The sequence below is a fragment of the Streptomyces sp. NPDC002577 genome, assembly GCF_053594815.1.
In genome coordinates, this window is sequence record NZ_JBSFWK010000025.1 from 1 (window position 1) to 20,371 (window position 20,371).

The 20,371-nt window shown below is 69.7% G+C and carries 19 protein-coding genes and 1 tRNA gene; 12 read left to right on the forward strand and 8 right to left on the reverse strand.

The genetic code is table 11. The features are described from left to right. Positions 1–91: 91 nt before the first annotated feature. Both ACWD4J_RS26745 and ACWD4J_RS26750 read right to left on the reverse strand, forming a co-directional pair. Entirely contained in the window at positions 92–2,824 is a 2,733-nt protein-coding gene (locus tag ACWD4J_RS26745; RefSeq protein ID WP_451397969.1) for an SUKH-4 family immunity protein, read from the reverse strand. 8 nt (positions 2,825–2,832) lie between these two features. Next, entirely contained in the window at positions 2,833–3,819 is a 987-nt protein-coding gene (locus tag ACWD4J_RS26750; protein WP_451397970.1) for an HNH endonuclease, read from the reverse strand. Positions 3,820–4,066: 247 nt separating this feature from the next. Here ACWD4J_RS26750 and ACWD4J_RS26755 point away from each other — a divergent pair, with 247 nt between their 5' ends. Next, a complete protein-coding gene (locus ACWD4J_RS26755) occupies positions 4,067–4,573 on the forward strand; it encodes a YwqJ-related putative deaminase (RefSeq protein WP_451397971.1) in 507 nt (168 codons plus the stop codon). 56 nt (positions 4,574–4,629) lie between these two features. Then, positions 4,630–5,124, forward strand: coding sequence for an SUKH-3 domain-containing protein (locus ACWD4J_RS26760; RefSeq protein ID WP_451397972.1), 495 nt, complete (start codon positions 4,630–4,632; stop codon positions 5,122–5,124). A gap of 59 nt (positions 5,125–5,183) precedes the next feature. Here the strand turns inward: ACWD4J_RS26760 and ACWD4J_RS26765 are convergent, their stop codons facing one another. Further along, positions 5,184–6,497 (reverse strand): sensor histidine kinase, encoded by a 1,314-nt coding sequence (locus ACWD4J_RS26765; RefSeq protein ID WP_451398057.1) that lies wholly within the window; start codon positions 6,495–6,497, stop codon positions 5,184–5,186. Positions 6,498–6,666: 169 nt separating this feature from the next. On the opposite strand from ACWD4J_RS26765, the gene ACWD4J_RS26770 reads away from it, so the two are divergent. The 7 genes from ACWD4J_RS26770 to ACWD4J_RS26800 all read left to right on the forward strand — a co-directional run bounded on the left by ACWD4J_RS26770 (position 6,667) and on the right by ACWD4J_RS26800 (position 12,415). Continuing rightward, on the forward strand, positions 6,667–7,545 hold the full coding sequence (locus tag ACWD4J_RS26770; RefSeq protein WP_451397973.1) for a hypothetical protein: 879 nt from the start codon (positions 6,667–6,669) through the stop codon (positions 7,543–7,545). An 8-nt stretch (positions 7,546–7,553) separates the two neighbouring features. Further along, positions 7,554–7,627, forward strand: a tRNA-Gln gene (locus ACWD4J_RS26775). Positions 7,628–7,744: 117 nt separating this feature from the next. Then, positions 7,745–9,193, forward strand: a complete 1,449-nt coding sequence (gene glmU, locus ACWD4J_RS26780) for a bifunctional UDP-N-acetylglucosamine diphosphorylase/glucosamine-1-phosphate N-acetyltransferase GlmU (RefSeq protein ID WP_451397974.1) — start codon at positions 7,745–7,747, stop codon at positions 9,191–9,193. A 114-nt stretch (positions 9,194–9,307) separates the two neighbouring features. Further along, entirely contained in the window at positions 9,308–10,282 is a 975-nt protein-coding gene (locus tag ACWD4J_RS26785) for a ribose-phosphate diphosphokinase (RefSeq protein WP_451397975.1), read from the forward strand. Positions 10,283–10,466: 184 nt separating this feature from the next. Then, positions 10,467–11,060 carry a 50S ribosomal protein L25/general stress protein Ctc gene (locus ACWD4J_RS26790; protein WP_451397976.1) on the forward strand — a complete coding sequence of 198 codons (594 nt, stop codon included), beginning with the start codon at positions 10,467–10,469 and terminating at the stop codon, positions 11,058–11,060. 105 nt (positions 11,061–11,165) lie between these two features. After that, on the forward strand, positions 11,166–11,765 hold the full coding sequence (pth, locus tag ACWD4J_RS26795) for an aminoacyl-tRNA hydrolase (RefSeq protein ID WP_451397977.1): 600 nt from the start codon (positions 11,166–11,168) through the stop codon (positions 11,763–11,765). Positions 11,766–11,857: 92 nt separating this feature from the next. After that, complete coding sequence (locus tag ACWD4J_RS26800) at positions 11,858–12,415, forward strand: hypothetical protein (RefSeq protein ID WP_451397978.1); 558 nt, start codon at positions 11,858–11,860, stop codon at positions 12,413–12,415. Positions 12,416–12,513: 98 nt separating this feature from the next. On the opposite strand, the gene ppc is transcribed toward ACWD4J_RS26800, so the two are convergent. Then, positions 12,514–15,246 carry a phosphoenolpyruvate carboxylase gene (gene ppc, locus ACWD4J_RS26805; protein ID WP_451397979.1) on the reverse strand — a complete coding sequence of 911 codons (2,733 nt, stop codon included), beginning with the start codon at positions 15,244–15,246 and terminating at the stop codon, positions 12,514–12,516. 296 nt (positions 15,247–15,542) lie between these two features. On the opposite strand from ppc, the gene ACWD4J_RS26810 reads away from it, so the two are divergent. Both ACWD4J_RS26810 and ACWD4J_RS26815 read left to right on the forward strand, forming a co-directional pair. Further along, positions 15,543–16,535, forward strand: a complete 993-nt coding sequence (locus ACWD4J_RS26810; RefSeq protein WP_451397980.1) for an acyl-CoA desaturase — start codon at positions 15,543–15,545, stop codon at positions 16,533–16,535. Then, the gene (locus ACWD4J_RS26815; RefSeq protein WP_451397981.1) at positions 16,532–17,209 is read left to right on the forward strand and encodes a TetR family transcriptional regulator; all 678 of its coding nucleotides are present in this window, start codon (positions 16,532–16,534) and stop codon (positions 17,207–17,209) included. The genes ACWD4J_RS26810 and ACWD4J_RS26815 overlap by 4 nt, the downstream gene beginning before the upstream one ends. Before the next feature lie 16 nt (positions 17,210–17,225). On the opposite strand, the gene ACWD4J_RS26820 is transcribed toward ACWD4J_RS26815, so the two are convergent. The 3 genes from ACWD4J_RS26820 to ACWD4J_RS26830 form a co-directional block, all read right to left on the reverse strand. Continuing rightward, entirely contained in the window at positions 17,226–17,354 is a 129-nt protein-coding gene (locus ACWD4J_RS26820; protein WP_451397982.1) for a hypothetical protein, read from the reverse strand. Positions 17,355–17,679: 325 nt separating this feature from the next. Then, positions 17,680–18,048 carry a VOC family protein gene (locus ACWD4J_RS26825; RefSeq protein WP_451397983.1) on the reverse strand — a complete coding sequence of 123 codons (369 nt, stop codon included), beginning with the start codon at positions 18,046–18,048 and terminating at the stop codon, positions 17,680–17,682. Beyond that, positions 18,048–18,884 (reverse strand): trans-aconitate 2-methyltransferase, encoded by an 837-nt coding sequence (locus ACWD4J_RS26830; RefSeq protein ID WP_451397984.1) that lies wholly within the window; start codon positions 18,882–18,884, stop codon positions 18,048–18,050. Before ACWD4J_RS26830 ends, ACWD4J_RS26825 begins: the two co-directional genes overlap by 1 nt. A gap of 154 nt (positions 18,885–19,038) precedes the next feature. Between ACWD4J_RS26830 and tamR the strand changes: the two genes are divergently transcribed. Continuing rightward, complete coding sequence (tamR, locus tag ACWD4J_RS26835) at positions 19,039–19,536, forward strand: MarR family transcriptional regulator TamR (RefSeq protein WP_451397985.1); 498 nt, start codon at positions 19,039–19,041, stop codon at positions 19,534–19,536. On the opposite strand, the gene ACWD4J_RS26840 is transcribed toward tamR, so the two are convergent. Next, complete coding sequence (locus ACWD4J_RS26840; protein WP_451397986.1) at positions 19,495–20,268, reverse strand: LuxR C-terminal-related transcriptional regulator; 774 nt, start codon at positions 20,266–20,268, stop codon at positions 19,495–19,497. The two genes, tamR and ACWD4J_RS26840, sit on opposite strands and share 42 nt — an antisense overlap. Positions 20,269–20,371 lie beyond the last annotated feature (103 nt).

A 20,371-nucleotide genomic window follows, 5' to 3' on the forward strand; every position in this document is an offset into this window, starting at 1 on the left:
CCACGAGGGCGCTCCGGCGCCTTGCGATCGCACGCACCAGACACCGCGAGGCCCGCCCTCCGGGCGGACGACGGGAATTTGACGACAGGGCCTAGAGCAGCCCGTCCCACATCTGCTCGAGCAGTACCGACCACCAGCTCTCCGGCGACGCGAGCGCCCCCGGGTCGAGGGCGGCCAGCTGCGCCTGGAAGTCGACGGTCCAGCGGCCCGCCTGCTCCTGGTTGAGCCCGAACCGCAGCCGCCACATCCGCCCCAGCAGGGCGAGACAGCGCACGAACTCCGGCAGCCCGGTGTTCACGAACTGCGGCGGTACGGAAGCACCGCCCGGCCCCGCCTCCACCGGCACCGCGACGATGTTCGCCGTGCCGTACTGGACGCAGACGGCACGGCCGAAGTCGCTGCCCATCACCAGATACGAACCGGCGTCCGCCGCGGGCTGCACCCCGCGCTCCTGCGCCAGCTCGGCGAGCGTGGGCACCGGCCGGCCCGGCTGGGCCTGCGCCCAGAAGAACGGGCCCATGTCGACGGGCAGTCCGGCCACCACCAGGGTGTGCGCCACGATGTCCGGCACACCCTGGCGGGACACCGCACGCTGGTCGAACCGGAAGACCCCGGGACCGAACGCGCCCGCCAGCTCCTGCGCGACGCCCTCCGGCGGGACCGGTGGCGCGGGCTGCACCTGCGGCAGCGGAGCACGCACCGGAGCCGGACGCGCCGGCCCGTCCGCGACCTGGTGCAACTCACCCTGATGCGCGAGCAGTTGCTGCATACCCTGCCGGCGCGACGCATGGTCCTTGCCGTAGGGCGCGATCGACGTGATGCGCGCCTGCGGCCAGTTCTCACGGATCATGCGCGCGCAGTACGCGCCGGGCAGCTCGCACGACTCCAGCTCGGTGTGCAGCTCGAGGACCTGGTCCGGCGGGACGTTCATGGCGCGCAGCTCGTGGAAGATCTGCCACTCCGGGTGCGGTGTACCGGGCGCCGAGCGGCGGATGAGCTGCTGCTCGGCGCCGTCCTGCGCGCGGTAGCGCAGCACGGCCTGGTAGCCGGGGCCGACGGTCGGCGGACCGGGGGGCTGCTGCGGGTAGCCGTACGCGGGGATCGGCTGACCCGGGATCGGCTGACCCGGTACGGGCCCCGGCATACCGGGCGGCGGCATGCCGGGGACGCCCGGAGCACCCGGAACGCCCGGAGGTCCGGAGAGCACGGTCGCCGCATGGTGGACACCGCCCGGAGGGGCACCCGGCGGCGTACCAGGGGCACCCGGAGTTCCCGGCGCACCCGCGGTGCCCGGCGCACCCGGCTGCGGAGGCATGCCGACCCCGCCCGGACCGCCCGGGCCGGGACCGGCCAGCACCGTGGCTGCATGATGTACGTCGCCAGGCGGCGTACCCGGCCTGCCGGGGCCACCCGGAGCACCGAGACCACCGGGAGCGCCCGGCGGGGCCTGCGGAACGCCGAGCGGGCCAGGCGGATTGGGGCCGCCCGGTGCCTCGGACCTGTCGGGGGGCAACTGCGGCACGACTTGCGTCGGCACGTAACCACCCGGCGCGATGCCGGGAGCACCGGAACCGCTGGGCGAAGGCGTACTGCCAGGACGTGCGCCCGGCGTACCCGGAGCGCCCGGAGGCGGCGGCACCGGCGGCAGGCCGCCTCGCGCGTCCCGCGGCGGGGCCCCGGCCTTGCTGGTCGCGGCATCGGCGATGTCACCGGCGCCAGGCGGAGGCGGGGTGCCAGGAGCCCCGGGGACACCGGGAGCCCCCGGCGTGCCCGGCGCAGCCGGAGGCCGGGGCGCGGCAGACCCGGGCGCCACCGCAGGCGCGGGCGGCCGGGCCGCTTCGGGCCCCGGATAGCCGTACGACGCAGGCGCACCCGGGATGCCCGGAGCGCCCGGCGCGGGGGTGCCGGGCGGCATGGCCGGAGCCTGCGGATAGCCGTACGCGGGTGCACCGGAACTGTCCAGAACGGGCGCGACCGCGGTGGGCGGCAGCCCGCTGCCGCCCGACATCAGCGCGGTCTTCTCGTCCGGCGCCACACCGGGCGGCGGGATCTCCTCGTCGTCCGCGCCGACCAGGGGCGGGGCGAAGACCGTCGCGGGAGGCGGCACGGAACGGTCGTCTCCCGGGTCCGCGTTGGTGTCGGTCCCCGCCCACGGCGTCGCCCCGGCCGGAACGCCCGGCGACGTCGCGGGCAGCCCCTCACCGGCAGCCGCGGCGTCATGCACCGAAGCCCCGCCGGTACCGTCGCCCGAGCCCGCAGAACTGCCGGACGAGAGCGAACCGGCCGCAACACCTGCAGAAACCCCGGCACCCTCGGACGAACCCGGCGAACCCGCCCCCGAAGCCGTACCCGAACCCGAACCCACGGCCGAACCCGAACCGACCGCCGAACCCACGGCCGACCCCGACCCCGACCCCGCAGAAACCCCGGACCCCCCAGCCCCCCGCCGGTCCGCACCCCCCAGCCGGTCCGCCGCCTCCTGCAACCACTCGGGCGGAGTCAGCAGAAACGACGTCTGATTGAGATCGACCCGGTCGAGCACCGGAGACGCCGCCGACACGTCCGACGCGCCGTACTCCTCCTCGTACCGGCGGATGACCTCGCCCACCGGCAGACCCGGCCACAACGTCGCCTCGCCGCTGTCCCGCGCGATGACCAGCCGCTGCCGGCCACCGTCCGAACGCGGACCCTCCGCACGGTCCTCCGCCCACACCACGAAGCCGAGCTCGAACTCCCGCACCCGCACCTCGCGATGCTGGTACGCGGGCAGATCACCGTTGATCCACTCTTCCGCGCGCTCCTGCGCCTGCGCAAAGGTCACCATCGCCCAGCTCACTCCCCCGCCGAGGACACCGGAACGGCACGCGCGAAGCCGCCGTCCACCATCAGGTTGGCCACGGTCTCCAGCTCCGGCGGATTGCCCGCGAGCCGCGCCAGAAACGCATCGAAGTCATCACCGCAGGGCAGCAACAGCCGCTCCACCCGCTCGGCCACCTGCCAGCCGTCCCGGTCCCGCACATCGTCATACGCGCAGAACCACACCGAACCGATCCGGTCGCCCTTCACCTTCACAGCCAGCAGACCGCCCTGGACGAACGCGACCCCCAGATAGTCCTTCGTCAGATGGTCACGCAGACACTTGTTCACATACACAAGGTCATTGACCGCCGCCTCGTCCCGCACCGTGAAGAACGGCTGATCGACCAGCAGCCCCAACTCGGCGTCCAACGCGGCACCCACCGGAGCACAACCCCCCGCCGCCTTCAAGAACGACCGGTACGCACCCGGCAACCGATAACCCAACTCCTCCTCGACACCCAGGATCTGCTGCTCCGTCACCGCCACCGACGACTTCGGCAGACCGAAGTGCACAGGACGCGTCTCCTGCAACGGCCGCGTACCCCGCTTGCTCTGATCCACAGCAGCCGTCGCCAGACCCCCGTGATGACGCAGAAGCGCCTTCACCTCGACCGGCACCAACTCAAGACGACGCGCCCCCGGCACGTGATGCCACGTCCAGCCATGCGGCGTCGCCACCGGCGGAATCGTGTCCCACAACTCATGACCCTGCGCCGCCAACGCCGCGTTCGCCGACACATAGTCCGTCAAACGCAGCTCGTCGACCCCGAACCCCTCCGGAGGATCGGCGATTTCAGCCGCCGCACGTGCAAAAGGCGAGAAGTCCGGAAAGCCCCCCTCGTCCACCCGCACGCCCCTAGGATGGCGAGCAGCCCGAACCGGGTCCGGGAAGTGAACGACCTGCCCGGCGTAAGCCGCGTTCGGCGGCGCGGCTTGCTGCCCGAGCCGACCTGTCGTCATGACCGTTGCCCCCTGCGGCACTGAGAGATGGATCGCGGATGTCGACAGCCTATGCCGTAGAACGACACCGGTCACCGGACCTCCGGTTCCGTGACCAGCGATCACCTGCCCGTGACCGACAGCCGAACCTCCAGCGTGTCGCACAGCCCCCAGCTTCCGTACCGCTCACCGCATTTGGCAGGCTGTCCCCGCGCTCGGCGGCGATCCGCACTGGCGGCAGCCACCGCGGGCAAGAGGGGAGCACCACATGCACACAGCACAACCAGACACCGCATCCGGAGACCCCCGGATCGGCTGGAGCAGCGCCGAAGCACCGCACGCTCCCGCCCTCAACCACCGCCGCGACGGCATCCTCCCCACCGTCGCCGCCGCACTCTCCGTCCGCGGCACCACCCTCACCGGCACCCCCGCCCGCGGAGAACAGCCCCCCGCACTCCACCCCCTCGTACAGGACTTCCTCGACGCCCTGACGAGCGGTCAACGCGAACGCTTCACCGGACGCTGCGCCGAAGCCATCCTCATCTCCCGGCACCTCGGCGCCGCCGACAACGAACGCTCCAAACGCGCCCGACGCAGACCCATGACCAACGGCGAAGCCCGCAAAACCCTCAAGAACGCCAAACTCACCACCCGGCGCATCCGCGAGGACGGCGACCCCCTCCACGGCAGCTTCGCCCGGCCCTGCCGCTCCTGCACCGCACTCGCCGCCCACTTCGGCGTACGCATCGTCGACCCCACCGCGCCCGACGACTGACCCCCCACCCCGGGCACAACAGGATCCACCCCCGCAGGACGACCGAACGAAGGCCGATGCAACCCGACCGCACCTCCACCACCCGATTCCCCGTAGCCGTCGACGCCGCCCTGCGCACAGCAGGCTGGCAACCAGGACGCTGGGACATCAAACAGGCCGAATACTGGGCCGACACCCTCCGCGGACACACCTCACCCGCAGGACACGAACACAGCGTCTTCCCCGCCGCCGTCGAAGCATGGGCCGAATTCGGCGGACTCCACATCACGCCCTCCGGACCCGGACGGCAGATCGCCCCCGCCGCCCTCCACCTCGAACCCCTCCACGGGCTCCACATGGCCCGCACCCTCGGCGACCTCGGACGAGCCCTCGGCAGCGAGGTCTGCCCACTCGGCGAGGAAAGCGAGACCCAGGCCCTCCTCGCCATCGACGCCGAAGGCCGCATCTACAGCCTCGACCACAGCGGCGACTGGTACCTCGGCAACACCGTCGACCAAGCCCTGTCAGCCCTCCTCATGGGAGCCCAGCCCACCCGGCTCACCGTCGGCTGACCCACCCGCCCGGCTCCCGCCAAGCGCGCCGCCCGCAGGCCCAGCAACAAGGGGCCCGCTCAGCTCACCGCCGGAATCACCGCCGACACCCGGAAACCCCCCGCATCCGTCGGCCCCGACACAAACACCCCACCGAGCGCCGCCACCCGCTCCTTCATCCCCACCAGACCATTCCCCCCACTCGGCAACCGCGCATCCGAAGCCGAATCCACCGCCGGCGGCGGCTCGTTCTCCACCTGCATCGCAATCTCCGCCGCCCGATGCGCCAACCGCACACGCGCCTTCGCCCCCGCCGCATGCTTGTGCACATTCGTCAGCGCCTCCTGCACCACCCGATACGCGGTCTGCTCGACCTCAGGCGCATACACACGCGACTCCCCCTCCACCCACAACTCCACCACCATCCCCGCCTCCCTGGACTGCCCCACCAACACATCCAGCTCAGCAAGCGACGGCCCCTCCACCCCCTCATCCACAGCCGCCCGCGAAGCCGCCGCAGCCGCCGCCACACCCACCCCCGCCAACGGCACCGGCTCACCCGCAGACACCGGACCCTCCCCCGCCCTCAGCACACCCAGCATCTCCCGCAACTCCGTCAGCGCCTGGCGACCCATATCACCGACCAACGCCGCGTTCTTCACGGCCTTCTCCGGATCCCTCCGCGCCACCGCCTGCAACGCCGCCGCATGCACCACCATCAAACTCACCCGATGCGCCACCACGTCATGCATCTCACGAGCGATACGCCGACGCTCCTCACTCCGCGCCCACTCCGCACGCTCCTCCGCCCGCTCCGCAAGCAACTGAAGCTCCCGCTCCAAACTGCCCGCACGCTCCCGCAGACTCTCCATCAAACGACGCCGCGCCCCCACATACAGACCCAGCAACACCGGAGGCGCCGTCATCCCCAACGACATCGTGATCGCCACAAACGGGACGAACCAGTCACCTATCGTCAGATCCCCGTGCCCCATGTCCTGATGCGCCCGCACAAACCCGACGATCATCGTCCCCGCGAACGACATACCGGCCAGCGCCCCGATGATCCGCCGCGGCACCTCCGACGCCGCAAGCGAGTAGAGCCCCACCAGACCCAGCAGGAACCCCATCTGCGCCGGCGTGATCGCAACCGACACCAGCACCACCGCCACCGGCCACCGCCGCCGCAACACCAGCACGGAACCGGCCACCAGCCCGAAAACCACCCCCACCGGCACCGGCAACCCCGCGTCATGCGCGAACCGAAGCCCCTCGGCCGCACACTCCACGGCCGACACCACCGCCAGCCCCACATCCAGCACGGCACTACGCCACCGCGCCCACCACCACGGCCCGATCACGGCCGCACTGTGAGCATCCCCCGTCGTGGTCATGCCCCCCAGCGTACGGGCGGGGACCGCCGGTTTTCCGGTGAGTTTCACCGCAACCGACAACAGCTTCTCGAACATTCGAACAGCACCGAAAGTTACGCCTATCACACGATCTGTCTAATCAACTCGGCTTTCCACCCGGACGCCCGCATTCCGCCGCGACGGTATGCCCATGACAGCGATCACCGGCAAATACGCCGACTTCGAGGGCCTGCGCGAGCAGGCCGTCGCCCTGCGGAGGGCGGGCCTCAGCCGCCGCCAGATCCGCGACCGCCTCCACGTCGACAACAACGACATCCTGAACCGGCTGCTGGAGGGCGAGCCGCCGCCGGAGTGGACGAAGCGCCCGAACGCGAAGGACGACCTCCGCGCGAAGGCCCGCGAGCTACGGCTCCAGGGCTGGACGTACGACCAGATCCAGGTAGAGCTGGGGTGCTCGAAGAGTTCGATCTCGCTTTGGGTTCGGGATCTGCCGAAGCCGGAGCGGCGGGATCCGGCCGAGCAGGCGAAGCTCGCGGCGAGGAAACGGTGGGAGCACGAGCTTGCCATCCGTGACGTCGAGCGCCAGCAGACGAAGGTAACGGCGGCTGGTGAGGTCGGCGCGATGACAGAGCGGGAGCTCTTCGTAGCTGGCGTGGCTCTGTACTGGGCGGAAGGTGCGAAGGACAAGCCGTACGCGCGACGGGAGAACGTTCTTTTCGTCAACAGCGATCCAGGGGTCATCCAGATCTACCTGGCCTGGCTGAGCCTGCTGGACGTCGAGTCGGAACGCCTCAGCTACCGCGTCATGATCCACATGACGGCGGACGTGGAGGGCGCCAAGCGCTACTGGGCTGACCTTGTAGGCGTCGACGTCGCCACCTTCCAGAAGACCACGATCAAGAAGCACAACCCGAAGACGGTCCGCAAGAACGTAGGCGACGACTACAGGGGTTGCCTCGTGATCCGCGTCTCGCAAGGCGCGGAGCTCTACCGTCGCATCGAAGGCTGGTGGACTGGGATGGTCGCTTCAGTCAGTGGGATCACGCCCCCCACCTCCGGTAAGGTCTGACGCAGCGATCCGCCGTAGTGTAATTGGCAGCACGGCACCCTTTGGAGGTGTTTCGGTCTAGGTTCGAGTCCTAGCGGCGGAGCTGCAAAGTTCGGGTCCTGACCTCCCAGGTCAGGACCCGCCCTCGTTTCCGCCCCACTACGCCCCGGTATCCTGCGGGTGTCCACCACCCGAAGCACCGAAGCCGAAGGGCATTCCCGTGAGCGCCAACCGCCCGGCCGCCGTCGTCGTCCTCGCAGCGGGTGAGGGCACCCGTATGAAGTCGGCCACCCCGAAGGTTCTGCACGACATCTGTGGCCGTTCCCTGGTGGGGCACGTTCTGGCTGCCGCTCGGGAGTTGGACCCCCAGGAGCTCGTGGTCGTCGTGGGGCACGCTCGTGAGCAGGTCGCGGCGCATCTGGCCGAGGTCGACGCGGCTGCTCGTACGGCTGTGCAGGAGAAGCAGAAGGGCACCGGTCATGCGGTGCGCATGGCTCTGGAGGAGCTGGGCGGGGCGGTCGACGGGACTGTGATCGTCGTCTGCGGCGACACTCCGCTGCTGGCGGGGGAAACGCTCCAGCGGCTTGCCGGGACCCATGCGGCCGATGGCAACGCGGTGACGGTGCTGACGGCCGAGGTCCCGGACGCGACGGGGTACGGCCGGATCGTGCGGGACGAGGCTTCCGGTGCCGTGACGGCGATCGTGGAGCACAAGGACGCGACCGAGGCGCAGCGTGCGATCCGTGAGATCAACTCGGGCGTGTTCGCGTTCGACGGCCGGCTGCTCGCGGACGCGTTGGGCAGGGTGCGTACGAACAACAGCCAGGGCGAGGAGTATCTGACGGACGTCCTCGGGATCCTGCGTGAGGCGGGCCACCGGGTGGGTGCTTCGGTCTCAGCGGACCACCATGAGATCGCGGGGATCAACAACCGGGTGCAGCTGGCGGAGGCGCGGCGGATTCTGAACGACCGGCTGTTGGAGCGGGCGATGCTCGCGGGTGTGACGGTGGTGGATCCTGCGTCGACGTGGGTGGATGTGACGGTGACGTTCGAGCAGGACGCGATCGTGCATCCGGGTACGCAGTTGTTGGGGGCCACGCACATCGCGGAGGGTGCCGAGGTGGGTCCGAATGCGCGGCTGACGGACACGAGGGTGGGCGCGGGGGCGCGGGTGGACAACAGCGTGTCGGATCGCGCGGAGATCGGCGCGCAGGCGAGTGTGGGGCCGTATGCGTATCTGCGGCCTGGTACGCGGCTGGGTCTGAAGGCCAAGGCGGGTACGTATGTGGAGATGAAGAACGCCAGGATCGGTGAGGGGACGAAGGTCCCGCATTTGTCGTATGTCGGTGATGCGACGATCGGTGAGTACACGAACATCGGTGCGGCGAGTGTGTTTGTGAACTATGACGGTCAGGACAAGCACCACACGACGGTGGGGTCGCATTGTCGTACTGGTTCGGACAACATGTTTGTGGCTCCTGTCACGATCGGGGATGGGGCGTACACCGCTGCGGGTTCGGTGATCACGAAGGATGTGCCGCCTGGTTCGCTGGCTGTGGCGCGTGGTCAGCAGCGGAATATCGAGGGCTGGGTGGCCCGTAAGCGTCCGGGGAGCGCGGCTGCGAAGGCGGCTGAGGCGGTGTCCCGGGAGCCGGAAGGCGAAAGCTGACCGGAAACAGGTGCGCTGGAGTCGGCGTACCGTGATAGGTGCACACAATTCGGCTGGCTCGTTGCGGACGGGTGCGCGGGCGGCAGTAGAGAACTCGTCTGAGGAGACAGTGCTGTGACCGGAATCAAGGCCACCGGGCAGAAGAAGATGATGCTCTTTTCCGGCCGCGCGCATCCTGAGTTGGCGGAGGAGGTCGCTCGCGCGTTGGGGGTCGGCATTGTGCCGACGAAGGCGTTCGACTTCGCCAATGGCGAGATCTATGTGCGCTATCAGGAGTCGGCTCGTGGTGCGGATTGTTTCTTGATCCAGAGTCACACGGCTCCGATCAATAAGTGGATCATGGAGCAGTTGATCATGATCGATGCTCTGAAGCGGGCTTCGGCCCGGAGCATCACCGTGATCGTGCCGTTCTACGGGTATGCGCGTCAGGACAAGAAGCACCGTGGGCGTGAGCCGATCTCGGCTCGTCTGGTCGCGGACCTGATGAAGACGGCGGGTGCGGACCGGATTCTTACGGTCGATCTGCACACGGACCAGATTCAGGGCTTCTTCGACGGTCCGGTGGACCACCTGTTCGCGCTGCCGATCCTCGCGGACTACGTGGGTGCGAAGGTCGACCGCGACAAGCTGACCGTGGTCTCCCCGGACGCCGGCCGGGTGCGGGTTGCCGACCGCTGGTGCGACCGTCTCGGTGCGCCGCTGGCCATCGTGCACAAGCGCCGTGACAAGGACGTTGCCAATCAGGTCACCGTGCACGAGGTCGTGGGTGACGTGAAGGACCGTGTGTGTGTCCTGGTCGACGACATGATCGACACGGGTGGCACGATCTGCGCCGCTGCGGACGCTCTGTTCGCGCATGGTGCGGAGGATGTCATCGTGACGGCGACGCATGGTGTGCTGTCGGGTCCGGCGGCGGACCGGTTGAAGAACTCGAAGGTGAGCGAGTTCGTGTTCACGGACACGCTGCCGACGCCGGGTGAGCTGGAGCTGGACAAGATCACGGTGCTGTCGATCGCTCCGACGATCGCGAGTGCGGTGCGTGAGGTCTTCGAGGATGGTTCGGTGACGAGCCTGTTCGAGGAGCAGTGACCTTTCTCTGATCTAGATCGTTTTGGGTGCGGCCTGCCGCGCCGAGTAGACTGTCCAAGTTGCTCGGCGAGGGAGGCCGCACTTTCATTGGGTGCGGCGGTCCGTTATCGACGCGCTCTTCGTAGCAGGCCAGTCGTGTGGCCGGGTAACCGCCACAAATCCGTCTGACTTACGAGGAGTGCACATGTCCGAGGTGAAGATCTCCGCCGCGACCCGCACCGAGTTCGGCAAGGGTGCCGCGCGCCGCATCCGCCGTGACAACAAGGTTCCGGGTGTCCTGTACGGCCACGGCTCCGACCCGCTGCACCTGACCCTTCCGGGCCACGACCTGCTGCTCGCGCTGCGTACGCCGAACGTCCTGCTGTCCCTGGACATCGACGGCAAGACCAGCGAGCTGGCGATCCCGAAGGCCGTGCAGCGTGACGCGATCAAGGGCTTCCTCGAGCACGTCGACCTGCTGCTGGTCAAGCGCGGCGAGAAGGTCTCGGTCGAGGTTCCGGTGCACACCGAGGGTGAGCTCGCCGCGGGCGGCAACCTGCTCGAGCACGTGCTGAACGCGCTGCCGGTCGAGGCCGAGGCGACCCACATCCCCGAGGCTGTCACCGTCTCCATCGAGGGCCTGGAGGCCGGTGCCTCCGTCCTCGCCAAGGACATCACGCTGCCGAACGGTGTGACGCTGGCCGTCGAGGAGGACGCGGTCGTCCTTCAGGTGCTGGCCGCGCAGGCCGAGGAGGCGCCCGAGGGTGCCGAGGAAGAGGGCGCCGAGGCCGCGGAGTAGTTTCCGCTCGCTGGGAGTGCTTCCGGCAGTTTGTTCTTCAGCCGCCGTTTTCCGTGCCGAGAGGCGCGGAAGACGGCGGCTGGCGCGTATGAAGGAGACATGCAGATGACGACGTCGGATGCGGGCGCCCCCTGGCTGATCGCGGGGCTCGGCAACCCTGGTCCGGGGTATGCGATGAACCGGCACAACGTGGGGTTCATGGTGGCGGATCTGCTCGCGGAGCGGATAGGTGGCGCGTTCAAGCGGAGCGGCAAGGCGCAGGCGCAGGTCGTCGAGGGGCGGATCGGGGCGCCGGGTCCGGCGAGTCGGCGGGTGGTGCTGGCGAAGCCGTTGTCGTACATGAATCTCTCGGGTGGTCCGGTGACGGCGCTGCGGGATTTCTACAAGGTGCCGACGGCGAACATCGTGGCGATCCATGACGAGCTGGATATCGACTACGGCACGCTGCGGTTGAAGCTGGGTGGTGGCGACAACGGCCACAACGGGCTGAAGTCCATGACGAAGGCGATGGGGCGGGAGTATCACCGGGTGCGGTTCGGGATCGGGCGTCCGCCGGGTCGTATGCAGGTCGCGGACTTCGTCCTGAAGGATTTCTCGTCGGCTGAGCGCAAGGAGCTGGACTACTTCGTGGACCGGGCCGCGGATGCGGTCGAGTGTCTGGTGGCGGAGGGGCTGGAGCGGGCGCAGAGCGCGTACAACTCCTGACGTCTCGGTGTGTTCGGGACGTGTTGTGGCACTTGTGGCCTCTCGCCCGTAGAGGTTGACCGGGTGCTGTCATATGGCCAAGGATCGCGGCCATGCCAAGCACGTCAGCCTCTTCAGCCACTTCGGCCACGGTTTCTTCGCGTCGCCCGGGCATCGTCAAGCGCAGTCGTACGCGCAGAGCGGGCGAGAGCGCGTATGGGTTGTTGCTGCTCGGGCGGCGGGTGGCGATGGCGGGGATTGCGCTGTTGCTGCTGGTCGGCGGGGTGTGGCAGTCGTGGGGGTCGGCGCAGCATGTGATGTTCACGAAGGGGCGTGAGCGCGGCACGATGACGGTGCTGCGGTGCGGCGAGGAGCAGTGCACGGGTTCGTATGCTCCTTTGTCGCCGGGTTCGCAGCCGCGCGACCGTGTGGTGATCGAGCGGTCGATCGCCGAGGAGAAGGGCGCGAAGGTCCCGGTGGTGATCAAGCCCGGTACGGATGAGGTGGTCCGTTCGGGTGTGGCGGGTCTTCTGCATGCGTGGGTTCCGCTGGGCGGGGCGCTGTTGCTGGCGGCCGTCGTCATCGCGGGGGGCTTGCGGATGCGGCGTACGGCGTGGGTGGCGGCGGGGTTGGGGGTCGCGTTGCTCACGGCTTCGTTCGCGACGCTCTGACGTATGTCGCGTTTCCCGTAATCGGGGGCTGGACCACGAACAGCGAGCGGGTGCCCGGGGGAATCCCGGGCACCCGCTTTTTCGTCAGCTGACCTGGTTCAGCCGGTGTTGCGCAGCCCGGCCGCCACACCGTTGACCGTGAGCAGCAGTGCCCGTGCGAGCAGCGGATCGGCTTCCTCGCCGGCCGCCGCCGCGTCCCGCTGCCGCTTCAGCAGCGCGACCTGCAGATACGAGATCGGGTCGAGGTAGGCGTCGCGGATGTCGAAGGTCTGCTGGAGCACCGGGTGGGTGTCAAGCAGCTTCTCGCCACCGGTGATGCGCAGCACCTCCCGCACGGTGAGTTCGTGCTCGGCCTCGATCGCGGAGAACACGTGCTTGAGCTCGTCCGGCACGAGCGTGTCGACGTAGTGGCGGGCGATCCGCAGGTCGGTCTTGGCGAGCGTCATCTCGACGTTGGAGACGAAGTTGCGGAAGAAGTGCCACTGTTCGTGCATCTCGTCGAGCACGGTGTCGAAGCCGGCTTCGCGCAGTGCCTTGAGGCCGGAGCCGACGCCGAACCAGCCGGGCACGATCTGCCGGGACTGGGTCCAGCCGAAGACCCAGGGGATGGCCCGCAGCCCGTCGAGGCCGGCGCCGGAGTCCGGGCGGCGCGAGGGCCGGGAGCCGAGGTGCAGGTCGGCGAGCTGGTCGACCGGGGTCGAGGCGAAGAAGTACGAGGGCAGGTCGGGGTCGTCGACGAGCCCCCGGTACGCGGCGTTGGCGGCGTCGGAGACGAGGTCCATGGCGGCGTCCCAGCGGGCGAGGGCCTCGTCGGACTGGCGGGGGGCCGTGTGCAGGGCGGAGGCCTGCAGGGTTGCCGCGACCGTCAGTTCGAGGTTCTCCCGGGCGAGGGACGGGATGAGGTACTTGTCGGAGATGACCTCGCCCTGCTCGGTGACCTTGATCTCGCCTTCGAGGGTGCCCCAGGGCTGGGCGAGGATCGCGTCGTGGGTGGGGCCGCCGCCGCGGCCGACGGTGCCGCCGCGGCCGTGGAAGAGCCGCAGCCGCACCCCGTAGCGGTGGGCGACGTCGCGCAGGCGCCGCTGCGCGCGGTGGATCTCCCACTGCGAGGTGGTGATGCCGCCGAACTTGGAGGAGTCGGAGTAGCCGAGCATGACCTCCTGGACGTCGCCGCGCAGGGCGACGAGTCGCCGGTAGGAGGGGTCGGCGAGCATGTCGTCGAGGATGACGTCGGCCGCGCGGAGCTCGTCTGTGGTCTCGAGGAGCGGCACGATGCCGATCTTGGCCCAGCCGGCGTGCAGGTCGATCAGTCCGGCCTCGCGGGCGAGCACGGTCGCGGCGAAGACGTCGTCGGCGCCCTGGCACATGGAGATGATGTACGACTCGATGACCTCGGGTCCGAAGACCTCCAGGGCCTTCTTGACGGTGAGGAAGACGCCGAGGGTCTTCTCACCGGCGGCGTCGAGGGGCGCCGGGGTGGGGGCGAGCGGACGCCGGGACCGCAGTTCCTTGGCGAGGAGCTTGGCGCGGTAGTCGCGCGGCATGTCGGCGTACCGCCAGGACTCCTCGCCGAGGCGGTCGAAGAGCTGGCCGAGGGCGTGGTGGTGGGCGTCGGCGTGCTCGCGTACGTCCATGGTGGCGAGCTGCAGGCCGAACGCGGCGAGGGTGCGGATGGTGCGGTTCATGCGGCCGTCGGCGAACAGCCCGCCCCGGTGCGCGCGCAGCGACGTCTGGATGAGGGTGAGGTCGTGCAGCAGCTCGGATGTGCCGAGGTAGTCGCGGCCGGGCTCGTGCTGGGTGCTCTTGGCGAGGCGCTGCTTGGTGTTGACCAGCTTCTGGCGGATGCAGGTGGCCTTGAGCCGGTAGGGCTCCTCGGCGTTGAGGCGCTTGTAGCGGGGGCTGATCTCCGGGAGGTTCTCCAGGTCGGCCTGGAGGGAGGTGAGGAGTTCCTCGGTGGCGCCGGTGTAGCGGATGGAGTTGGAGAGGAAGCCGCGCAGCTCGTCGATCAGGTCGAGCGCGTCGTTGATGCCGTGCTCGTGCTGGAGGATCAGCACGTCCCAGGTGACCTGGGGGGTCACGTTGGGGTTGCCGTCGCGGTCGCCGCCGATCCAGGTGCCGAAGGTGAGGGGGCGGGTGGTCTCGGGCAGCTTGACGCCGACGCGCTCCAGCTCGGCCGTGAGGTCTTCGAGGACGTCGCCGACGGCATTGGCGTGGAGCTCGTCGAGGTAGTAGATGGCGTTGCGGGCCTCGTCGGCGGGCTCGGGGCGGACGACGCGCAGTTCGTCGGTCTGCCACACCAGGTCGATGTTCTCGGCGAGCCGGGTGTCGTAGCGGCGGCGGTCGGCCTCGGTGACCGGGGTCTCCAGGAGCGCGGCGATGCGCCGTAGCTTGTTCAGTACGGAGCGCCGGGCCGCCTCGGTGGGGTGGGCGGTGAAGACGGGGCGGACGTTGAGGTGCTCGACGGTCTGGCGCAGGTGCTCTGGGTCGGCGTCCTTGAGGCGGTCCGCGGTCTGGGCCAGCAGGCCGCCCTCGGCGGAGCGCTTGGCGCCCAGCTCGCGGCCGCGGTGTACCTGCTCGGTGACGTTCGCGAGGTGGAAGTACGTGGAGAATGCGCGTACCAGCTTGGCGGCGGTCTCGAGCTCCGTGCCGCGCAGCAGCTCGGCGGCGGCCTCGCCGTCCTCGCGGGTCAGCCGGCGTACGCGCTCGACCAGCTCGAGCAGCTCGGGGCCCTCCTGCCGTACGAGCGTCTCACCCAGCAGATCGCCCAGTCGGCGGATGTCGGCGCGCAGCTCGGCGCTCGTCGTCATGGTCTGGTCGTCGGCACTGCTCACAGGTGCGGCTCCTTGCAGTGTTGAAGCACGTCTGGGAGGGGACCCGGGTCCTGGCGCGGCGGGTGCCGCATCAGGGACCGGGCGCCCGGGAAGAAAAGAGAGCGGACCGCGCTGTCCGACCGACTCCAAGGATAGGTGTCCTTGCCTGCGCGCCGTCTCAAGGCCTCTCGCCGGACCGCGAGACGCCAGCGGGACGCCACACTTACGATGCCGTAGGTTACGGAAGCGTAGGAAACTGTTGTCCAGGACACCCGCCAGACCACCTGCCACCACCTCGACCCCACAGGGGACGCCCCATGACCACGAGCTCCGATGTGATCCAAGACGCCCCGCAGGCGTCGTCTGACAAGACCGGGACCCCAGTTCCATCCGCCACTCTGGGCGGTGAGCAGAAGCGGTCGATCGAGCAGATCACGCTGCTGCTGTTCATCACGGTGCCCTTCCTGGCCCTGCTGGCGGCGGTGCCGCTGGCCTGGGGCTGGGGTGTGAGCTGGCTCGACCTCGGCCTCCTGGTGTTCTTCTACTACCTCGGGTGCCACGGCATCACGATCGGCTTCCACCGCTACTTCACGCATGGCTCGTTCAAGGCGAAGCGTCCGCTGCGCATCGCGCTGGCGATCGCGGGTTCGCTGGCCGTGGAGGGTCCGCTGGTGCGGTGGGTGGCCGATCACCGCAAGCACCACAAGTTCTCCGACGCGGAGGGCGACCCGCATTCGCCGTGGCGTTACGGCGAGACGGTCCCGGCCCTGATGAAGGGCCTGTGGTGGGCCCATCTCGGCTGGATGTTCGACGAGGAGCAGACGCCGCAGGACAAGTACGCACCGGACCTGATCAAGGACAAGGCGATCCGGACGATCTCGCGCCAGTTCATCTACTGGACCATGGTCTCGCTGGCGCTGCCCGCCTTGATCGGCGGTCTGGTGACGATGTCCTGGTGGGGTGCTTTCACGGCGTTCTTCTGGGGCTCGCTCGTACGGGTGGCTTTGCTGCACCACGTGACGTGGTCGATCAACTCGATCTGCCATGCGGTGGGCAAGCGGCCCTTCAAGTCGCGTGACCGTTCGGGCAACGTCTGGTGGCTGGCCGCCCTCTCGTGCGGCGAGTCCTGGCACAACCTCCACCACGCCGACCCGACCTCCGCCCGGCACGGGGTCGAGCGCGGCCAGATCGATTCGTCGGCCCGGATCATCCGCTGGTGCGAACAGCTGGGTTGGGCGTATGACGTGCGGTGGCCGTCGAAGTCCCGTATCGACTCCCGCCGCAAGGCCGAGGCCGCCGACCGGGCATGATTGACAGCGTGGCGACCGACTCCAGCAGCACCCCGAGCAACGAGAAGCCGCGGCGCCCGCGCCGTACCCGCATGACCGGTGCCGAGCGCCGTCAGCAGCTGCTGGAGATCGGTCGCACGCTGTTCGCCGACAAGGGTTTCGAGGGCACGTCGGTGGAGGAGATCGCGGCCCGCGCCGGGGTCTCGAAACCGGTCGTGTACGAGCACTTCGGCGGCAAGGAGGGGCTGTACGCGGTCGTGGTGGACCGCGAGATGCGCCGCCTCCTGGACATGGTCACCGGCTCCCTGACCGCCGGCCATCCCCGCGAGCTGTGCGAGCAGGCCGCCTTCGCCCTCCTCGACTACATCGAGGAGTACACGGACGGCTTCCGCATCCTGGTCCGTGACTCGCCCATCCCCCAGTCGACGGGCTCCTTCGCGTCCCTGATCTCCGACATCGCGACGCAGGTCGAGGACATCCTGGGCCGCGAGTTCAAAAGCCGCGGCTTCGACCCGAAACTCGCCCCGCTGTACGCCCAGGCCCTGGTCGGCATGGTCGCCCTGACCGGCCAGTGGTGGCTGGACGTCCGCAAGCCCAAGAAGGCGGAGGTGGCGGCGCATCTGGTGAACCTGGCGTGGCACGGGTTGGACGGGCTGGAGCAGAGGCCGCGGTTGATAGGGCACCGGAAGAGCTAGCCCCTGCGGGTCTCTTTCAGGCCTTGGTGATCGCCTCACCGATGGCGAAGCCCTCGGCGGGCCCGCTGGGGGTGATCGCGTCCGCCCCCCACGGGACGCGGTGTTCGTCCTCGTTGTTGCGGCGGCCGCCTTCCACGCCTGCCACAAGACGGAGCGGCCGCACTGCGGCGGGCAAGTAGCGTCGAGGCCACGACCAGCGCGCAGCAGACGCAGAGCCTTGCCCCTCTCAGGGCATTCGTGCATTCGTGGGCCGTGTTCGTCGCGATCGAGCGTCACCCGGAGCGGGCCGCCCGGCTGCGCGAGCTGGAGCGCATCGTGGACGGCCGCGAGCAGGAGCCGGGCGACGCGATCGCCGAGGTCCAGCGGATCCGCGAGGCAGCGGAGGCAGAGGCCGGGCTGCGACCGGCTGGACGGGACCCTCAAGGTCGGAGTCCCGTACGACATCGACACCGACATCACGGTGGACGCCCTCAAACAGCCGTGACCGGCTCCAGGAACTCCAGCCGGTTGCCCACCGGGTCCTCGGAGTAGAAGCGCCGGTGGCCCGGGAGGTCGTCGTCCCAGGTCACGTCCGCCCCGCGCGCTGCGAGGCGGGTCGCGTACGACTCGATGTCGTGTACGCGCAGCCCTGGGTGGGCCTTCTTCGCGGGGCGGAAGTCCGTCTCCACGCCCAGGTGGAGCTGCACCTGCCCCGCCTGGAACCAGCAGCCGCCCCGAGCCGCCAGCGCCGGTGGTTTGGGGATCTCCGTCATGCCGAGTACGTCCACGTAGTACGCCCGCAGCTCGTCCTCCGAACCCGGTGGCGCCGCGAGTTGTACGTGATCGACTGCCACCAGCATCAGGCGTCCGCCTTGCGGGCCACCGCGAAGAGGCGGCGGAAGGGGAAGACCGTGCCGTGCGGAGTCGCCGGATACGCCGCGCGGAGCAACTCGCGGTACTCGGTGACGAAGGACTCCGTGGCCGATGGGTCGTCGGCGAGTGCTGTCAGCACCGGGCGCAGGCCCGTGCCCTTGACCCAGTCCAGGACCGGGTCCTCGCCCTCGAGGAGATGGAGGTACGTCGTCTCCCAGACGTCCGCCTCGCAACCCAGAGCAACCAGCCGCTCCAGGTAGTCGGCCGCCGTCAGCACCGCGTCCCCGTGGCGCAGGACTCCGACCAGGCGGTCCTTCCACTTCTCCGCCTCCGCCAGTTCCCGCATCAGTACGTGGCTGGGGGCGTCGAAATTGCTCGGCACCTGGAAGGCGAACGTGCCGCCGGGGACGAGTGCGGCGATCCATGACGCGAAGGACTCCGCGTGGGCCGGCACCCACTGGAGCGTGGCGTTCGAGAGGATCAGGTCGTACGGCTCGTCCGGTGAGGGTGCCCACGTCGTCGCATCCGCCAGTGCGAAGTCGAGGCGGCCTCCGCCCGCAGTGGGGCCCGCAAGCGGCTCGGCGCGGGCCAGCATCTCCGGCGAGTTGTCGAAGCCGGTGATGCGGGCGGCGGGCCAGCGGTCCGCGAGGAGCCGCGTCACATTGCCGGGGCCGCAGCCCAGGTCGGCGATACGGGGCCGACTCCCCGCGCCGTCAGCCGGGAGGCCGGGGACGCGGGCCAGCAGGTCGACGAACGGCCGCGCGCGGTGACCCTCGTGGCGGAGGTACTGGCGCGGGTCCCAGACGGGGGCGGTGGCGGGCATGGCGAGGCCTCCTTGGCGCCGTCCTGGGTGGGGTCGGCAGGGTCCGGCGAGAGTCCAGCGGCCCGGGGGTTCGGGCGCCGCACATCCATCCTCGACCCCTAGATATCTTGACGTCAAGAGACTTCACATCGACAGACCCACTACACTTGATCTCATGGAGGACGAGGTCGATCGGCTGGTCGCAGCGTGGCGCCGGGAGCGCCCTGACCTCGACGTGGAACCACTGGAAGTGCTCAGCCGGGTGAGCAGGCTGTCCCGGCATCTGGACCGCGCCCGCCGCCTCGCGTTCTCCGAGCACAGTCTCGAGCCGTGGGAGTTCGACGTACTGACGGCGCTCAGGCGCGCCGGAGCCCCGTATCAGCTCTCGCCCGGCCAGCTGCTCACGCAGACCCTCGTGACCTCCGGGACGATGACGAACCGCATCGACCGGCTCACGAAGAAGGGCCTCGTCGAGCGGCTGCCGGACCCCAGCGACCGGCGTGGTGTGCTGGTGCGGCTCACGAACGAGGGCCGCGACCGCGCCGACCAGGCGCTCGCCGGGCTGCTCGACCAGGAGCGGGCGATCCTCAGCGAGCTCTCGCGCGCCCAGCGCACCGAACTGGCCGCGCTGCTACGCCAGTTGACCGCCCCGTTCGACAACATCCCCGGCTGAGGCCAGATCCACGGGGCCGACGCCCGCCCGGCGCGCCAGCGCCACCGCGGCGAGCGTGGAGTGCACGCCCAGCTTCCCCAGCACGTTCTGCATGTGCGTACGCACCGTGTGCGGGGAGAGGAAGAGCCGCTCGGCGACGGCCTTGCGGCCCAGGCCCGCGACCATGCAGCGCAGCACCTCGCGCTCGCGCGGGGTGAGGGACTCCACGAGGCGTTCGCTCTCCGTGCGGTGTTTACGAGCCGCCGTCAACTCCCGCAGTACGCCTGTGAGCAGGGCGGGCGGCAGGTGCGTCTCGTCGCGCAGTACGCCGCGGATGACGGTGAGCAGCCGGGACAGCGAGCAGTCCTTGGCGACCCAGCCGGAGGCGCCGGCTCCGAGGGCGAGCGCCGCACGGCGCGGGTCGTCCTTCTCGGCGAGCACGACCGTGCGCACCGCGGGCTGGGCCGAACGGACGCCCGCGACCAGCGAGATGCCGTCGACCAGGCCGTCCGCGTTGTTCTCCTGGACGGACACGGCGGGGCGACCGCCCGGCACCATGCCGCCCAGATCGGCGTCGACGAGCAGTACGTCGTATCTGCGGCCCTCGGCGGCGGCCCGCTCCAGGCAGCGCAGCGCGGCCGGGCCGCTGCCGGCCGCGGAGACGTCGACGTCCGGCTCGGCGGCCAGAGCCGCGGCGAGCGACTCGGCGAAGATGCGGTGGTCGTCGACGACCAGGACTCGGATGCGAACCACGTGAAAACCCCCTTCCCCAAGCTCCTTCAGGAGCAGGGGAGAACGATCGTCGGGGGGCGGCCGGCGCAGGTACGGCGCCCGGAGAAAGGATCACCGCAGCAGC

Excerpts from the sequence above, each read along its gene's own strand:
- ACWD4J_RS26745 (WP_451397969.1), bottom strand. The coding sequence starts at position 2,824 with ATGGTGACCTTTGCGCAGGCGCAGGAGCGCGCGGAAGAGTGGATCAAC.
- ACWD4J_RS26815 (WP_451397981.1), top strand. The coding sequence starts at position 16,532 with ATGATTGACAGCGTGGCGACCGACTCCAGCAGCACCCCGAGCAACGAG.
- ACWD4J_RS26760 (WP_451397972.1), top strand. The coding sequence starts at position 4,630 with ATGCAACCCGACCGCACCTCCACCACCCGATTCCCCGTAGCCGTCGAC.
- ACWD4J_RS26825 (WP_451397983.1), bottom strand. The coding sequence starts at position 18,048 with ATGCTGGTGGCAGTCGATCACGTACAACTCGCGGCGCCACCGGGTTCG.
- tamR (WP_451397985.1), top strand. The coding sequence starts at position 19,039 with ATGGAGGACGAGGTCGATCGGCTGGTCGCAGCGTGGCGCCGGGAGCGC.
- pth (WP_451397977.1), top strand. The coding sequence starts at position 11,166 with ATGACGACGTCGGATGCGGGCGCCCCCTGGCTGATCGCGGGGCTCGGC.
- ACWD4J_RS26810 (WP_451397980.1), top strand. The coding sequence starts at position 15,543 with ATGACCACGAGCTCCGATGTGATCCAAGACGCCCCGCAGGCGTCGTCT.
- ACWD4J_RS26755 (WP_451397971.1), top strand. The coding sequence starts at position 4,067 with ATGCACACAGCACAACCAGACACCGCATCCGGAGACCCCCGGATCGGC.
- ACWD4J_RS26790 (WP_451397976.1), top strand. The coding sequence starts at position 10,467 with ATGTCCGAGGTGAAGATCTCCGCCGCGACCCGCACCGAGTTCGGCAAG.
- ACWD4J_RS26800 (WP_451397978.1), top strand. The coding sequence starts at position 11,858 with ATGCCAAGCACGTCAGCCTCTTCAGCCACTTCGGCCACGGTTTCTTCG.
- ACWD4J_RS26750 (WP_451397970.1), bottom strand. The coding sequence starts at position 3,819 with ATGACGACAGGTCGGCTCGGGCAGCAAGCCGCGCCGCCGAACGCGGCT.
- ACWD4J_RS26830 (WP_451397984.1), bottom strand. The coding sequence starts at position 18,884 with ATGCCCGCCACCGCCCCCGTCTGGGACCCGCGCCAGTACCTCCGCCAC.
- ACWD4J_RS26770 (WP_451397973.1), top strand. The coding sequence starts at position 6,667 with ATGACAGCGATCACCGGCAAATACGCCGACTTCGAGGGCCTGCGCGAG.
- ACWD4J_RS26765 (WP_451398057.1), bottom strand. The coding sequence starts at position 6,497 with ATGACCACGACGGGGGATGCTCACAGTGCGGCCGTGATCGGGCCGTGG.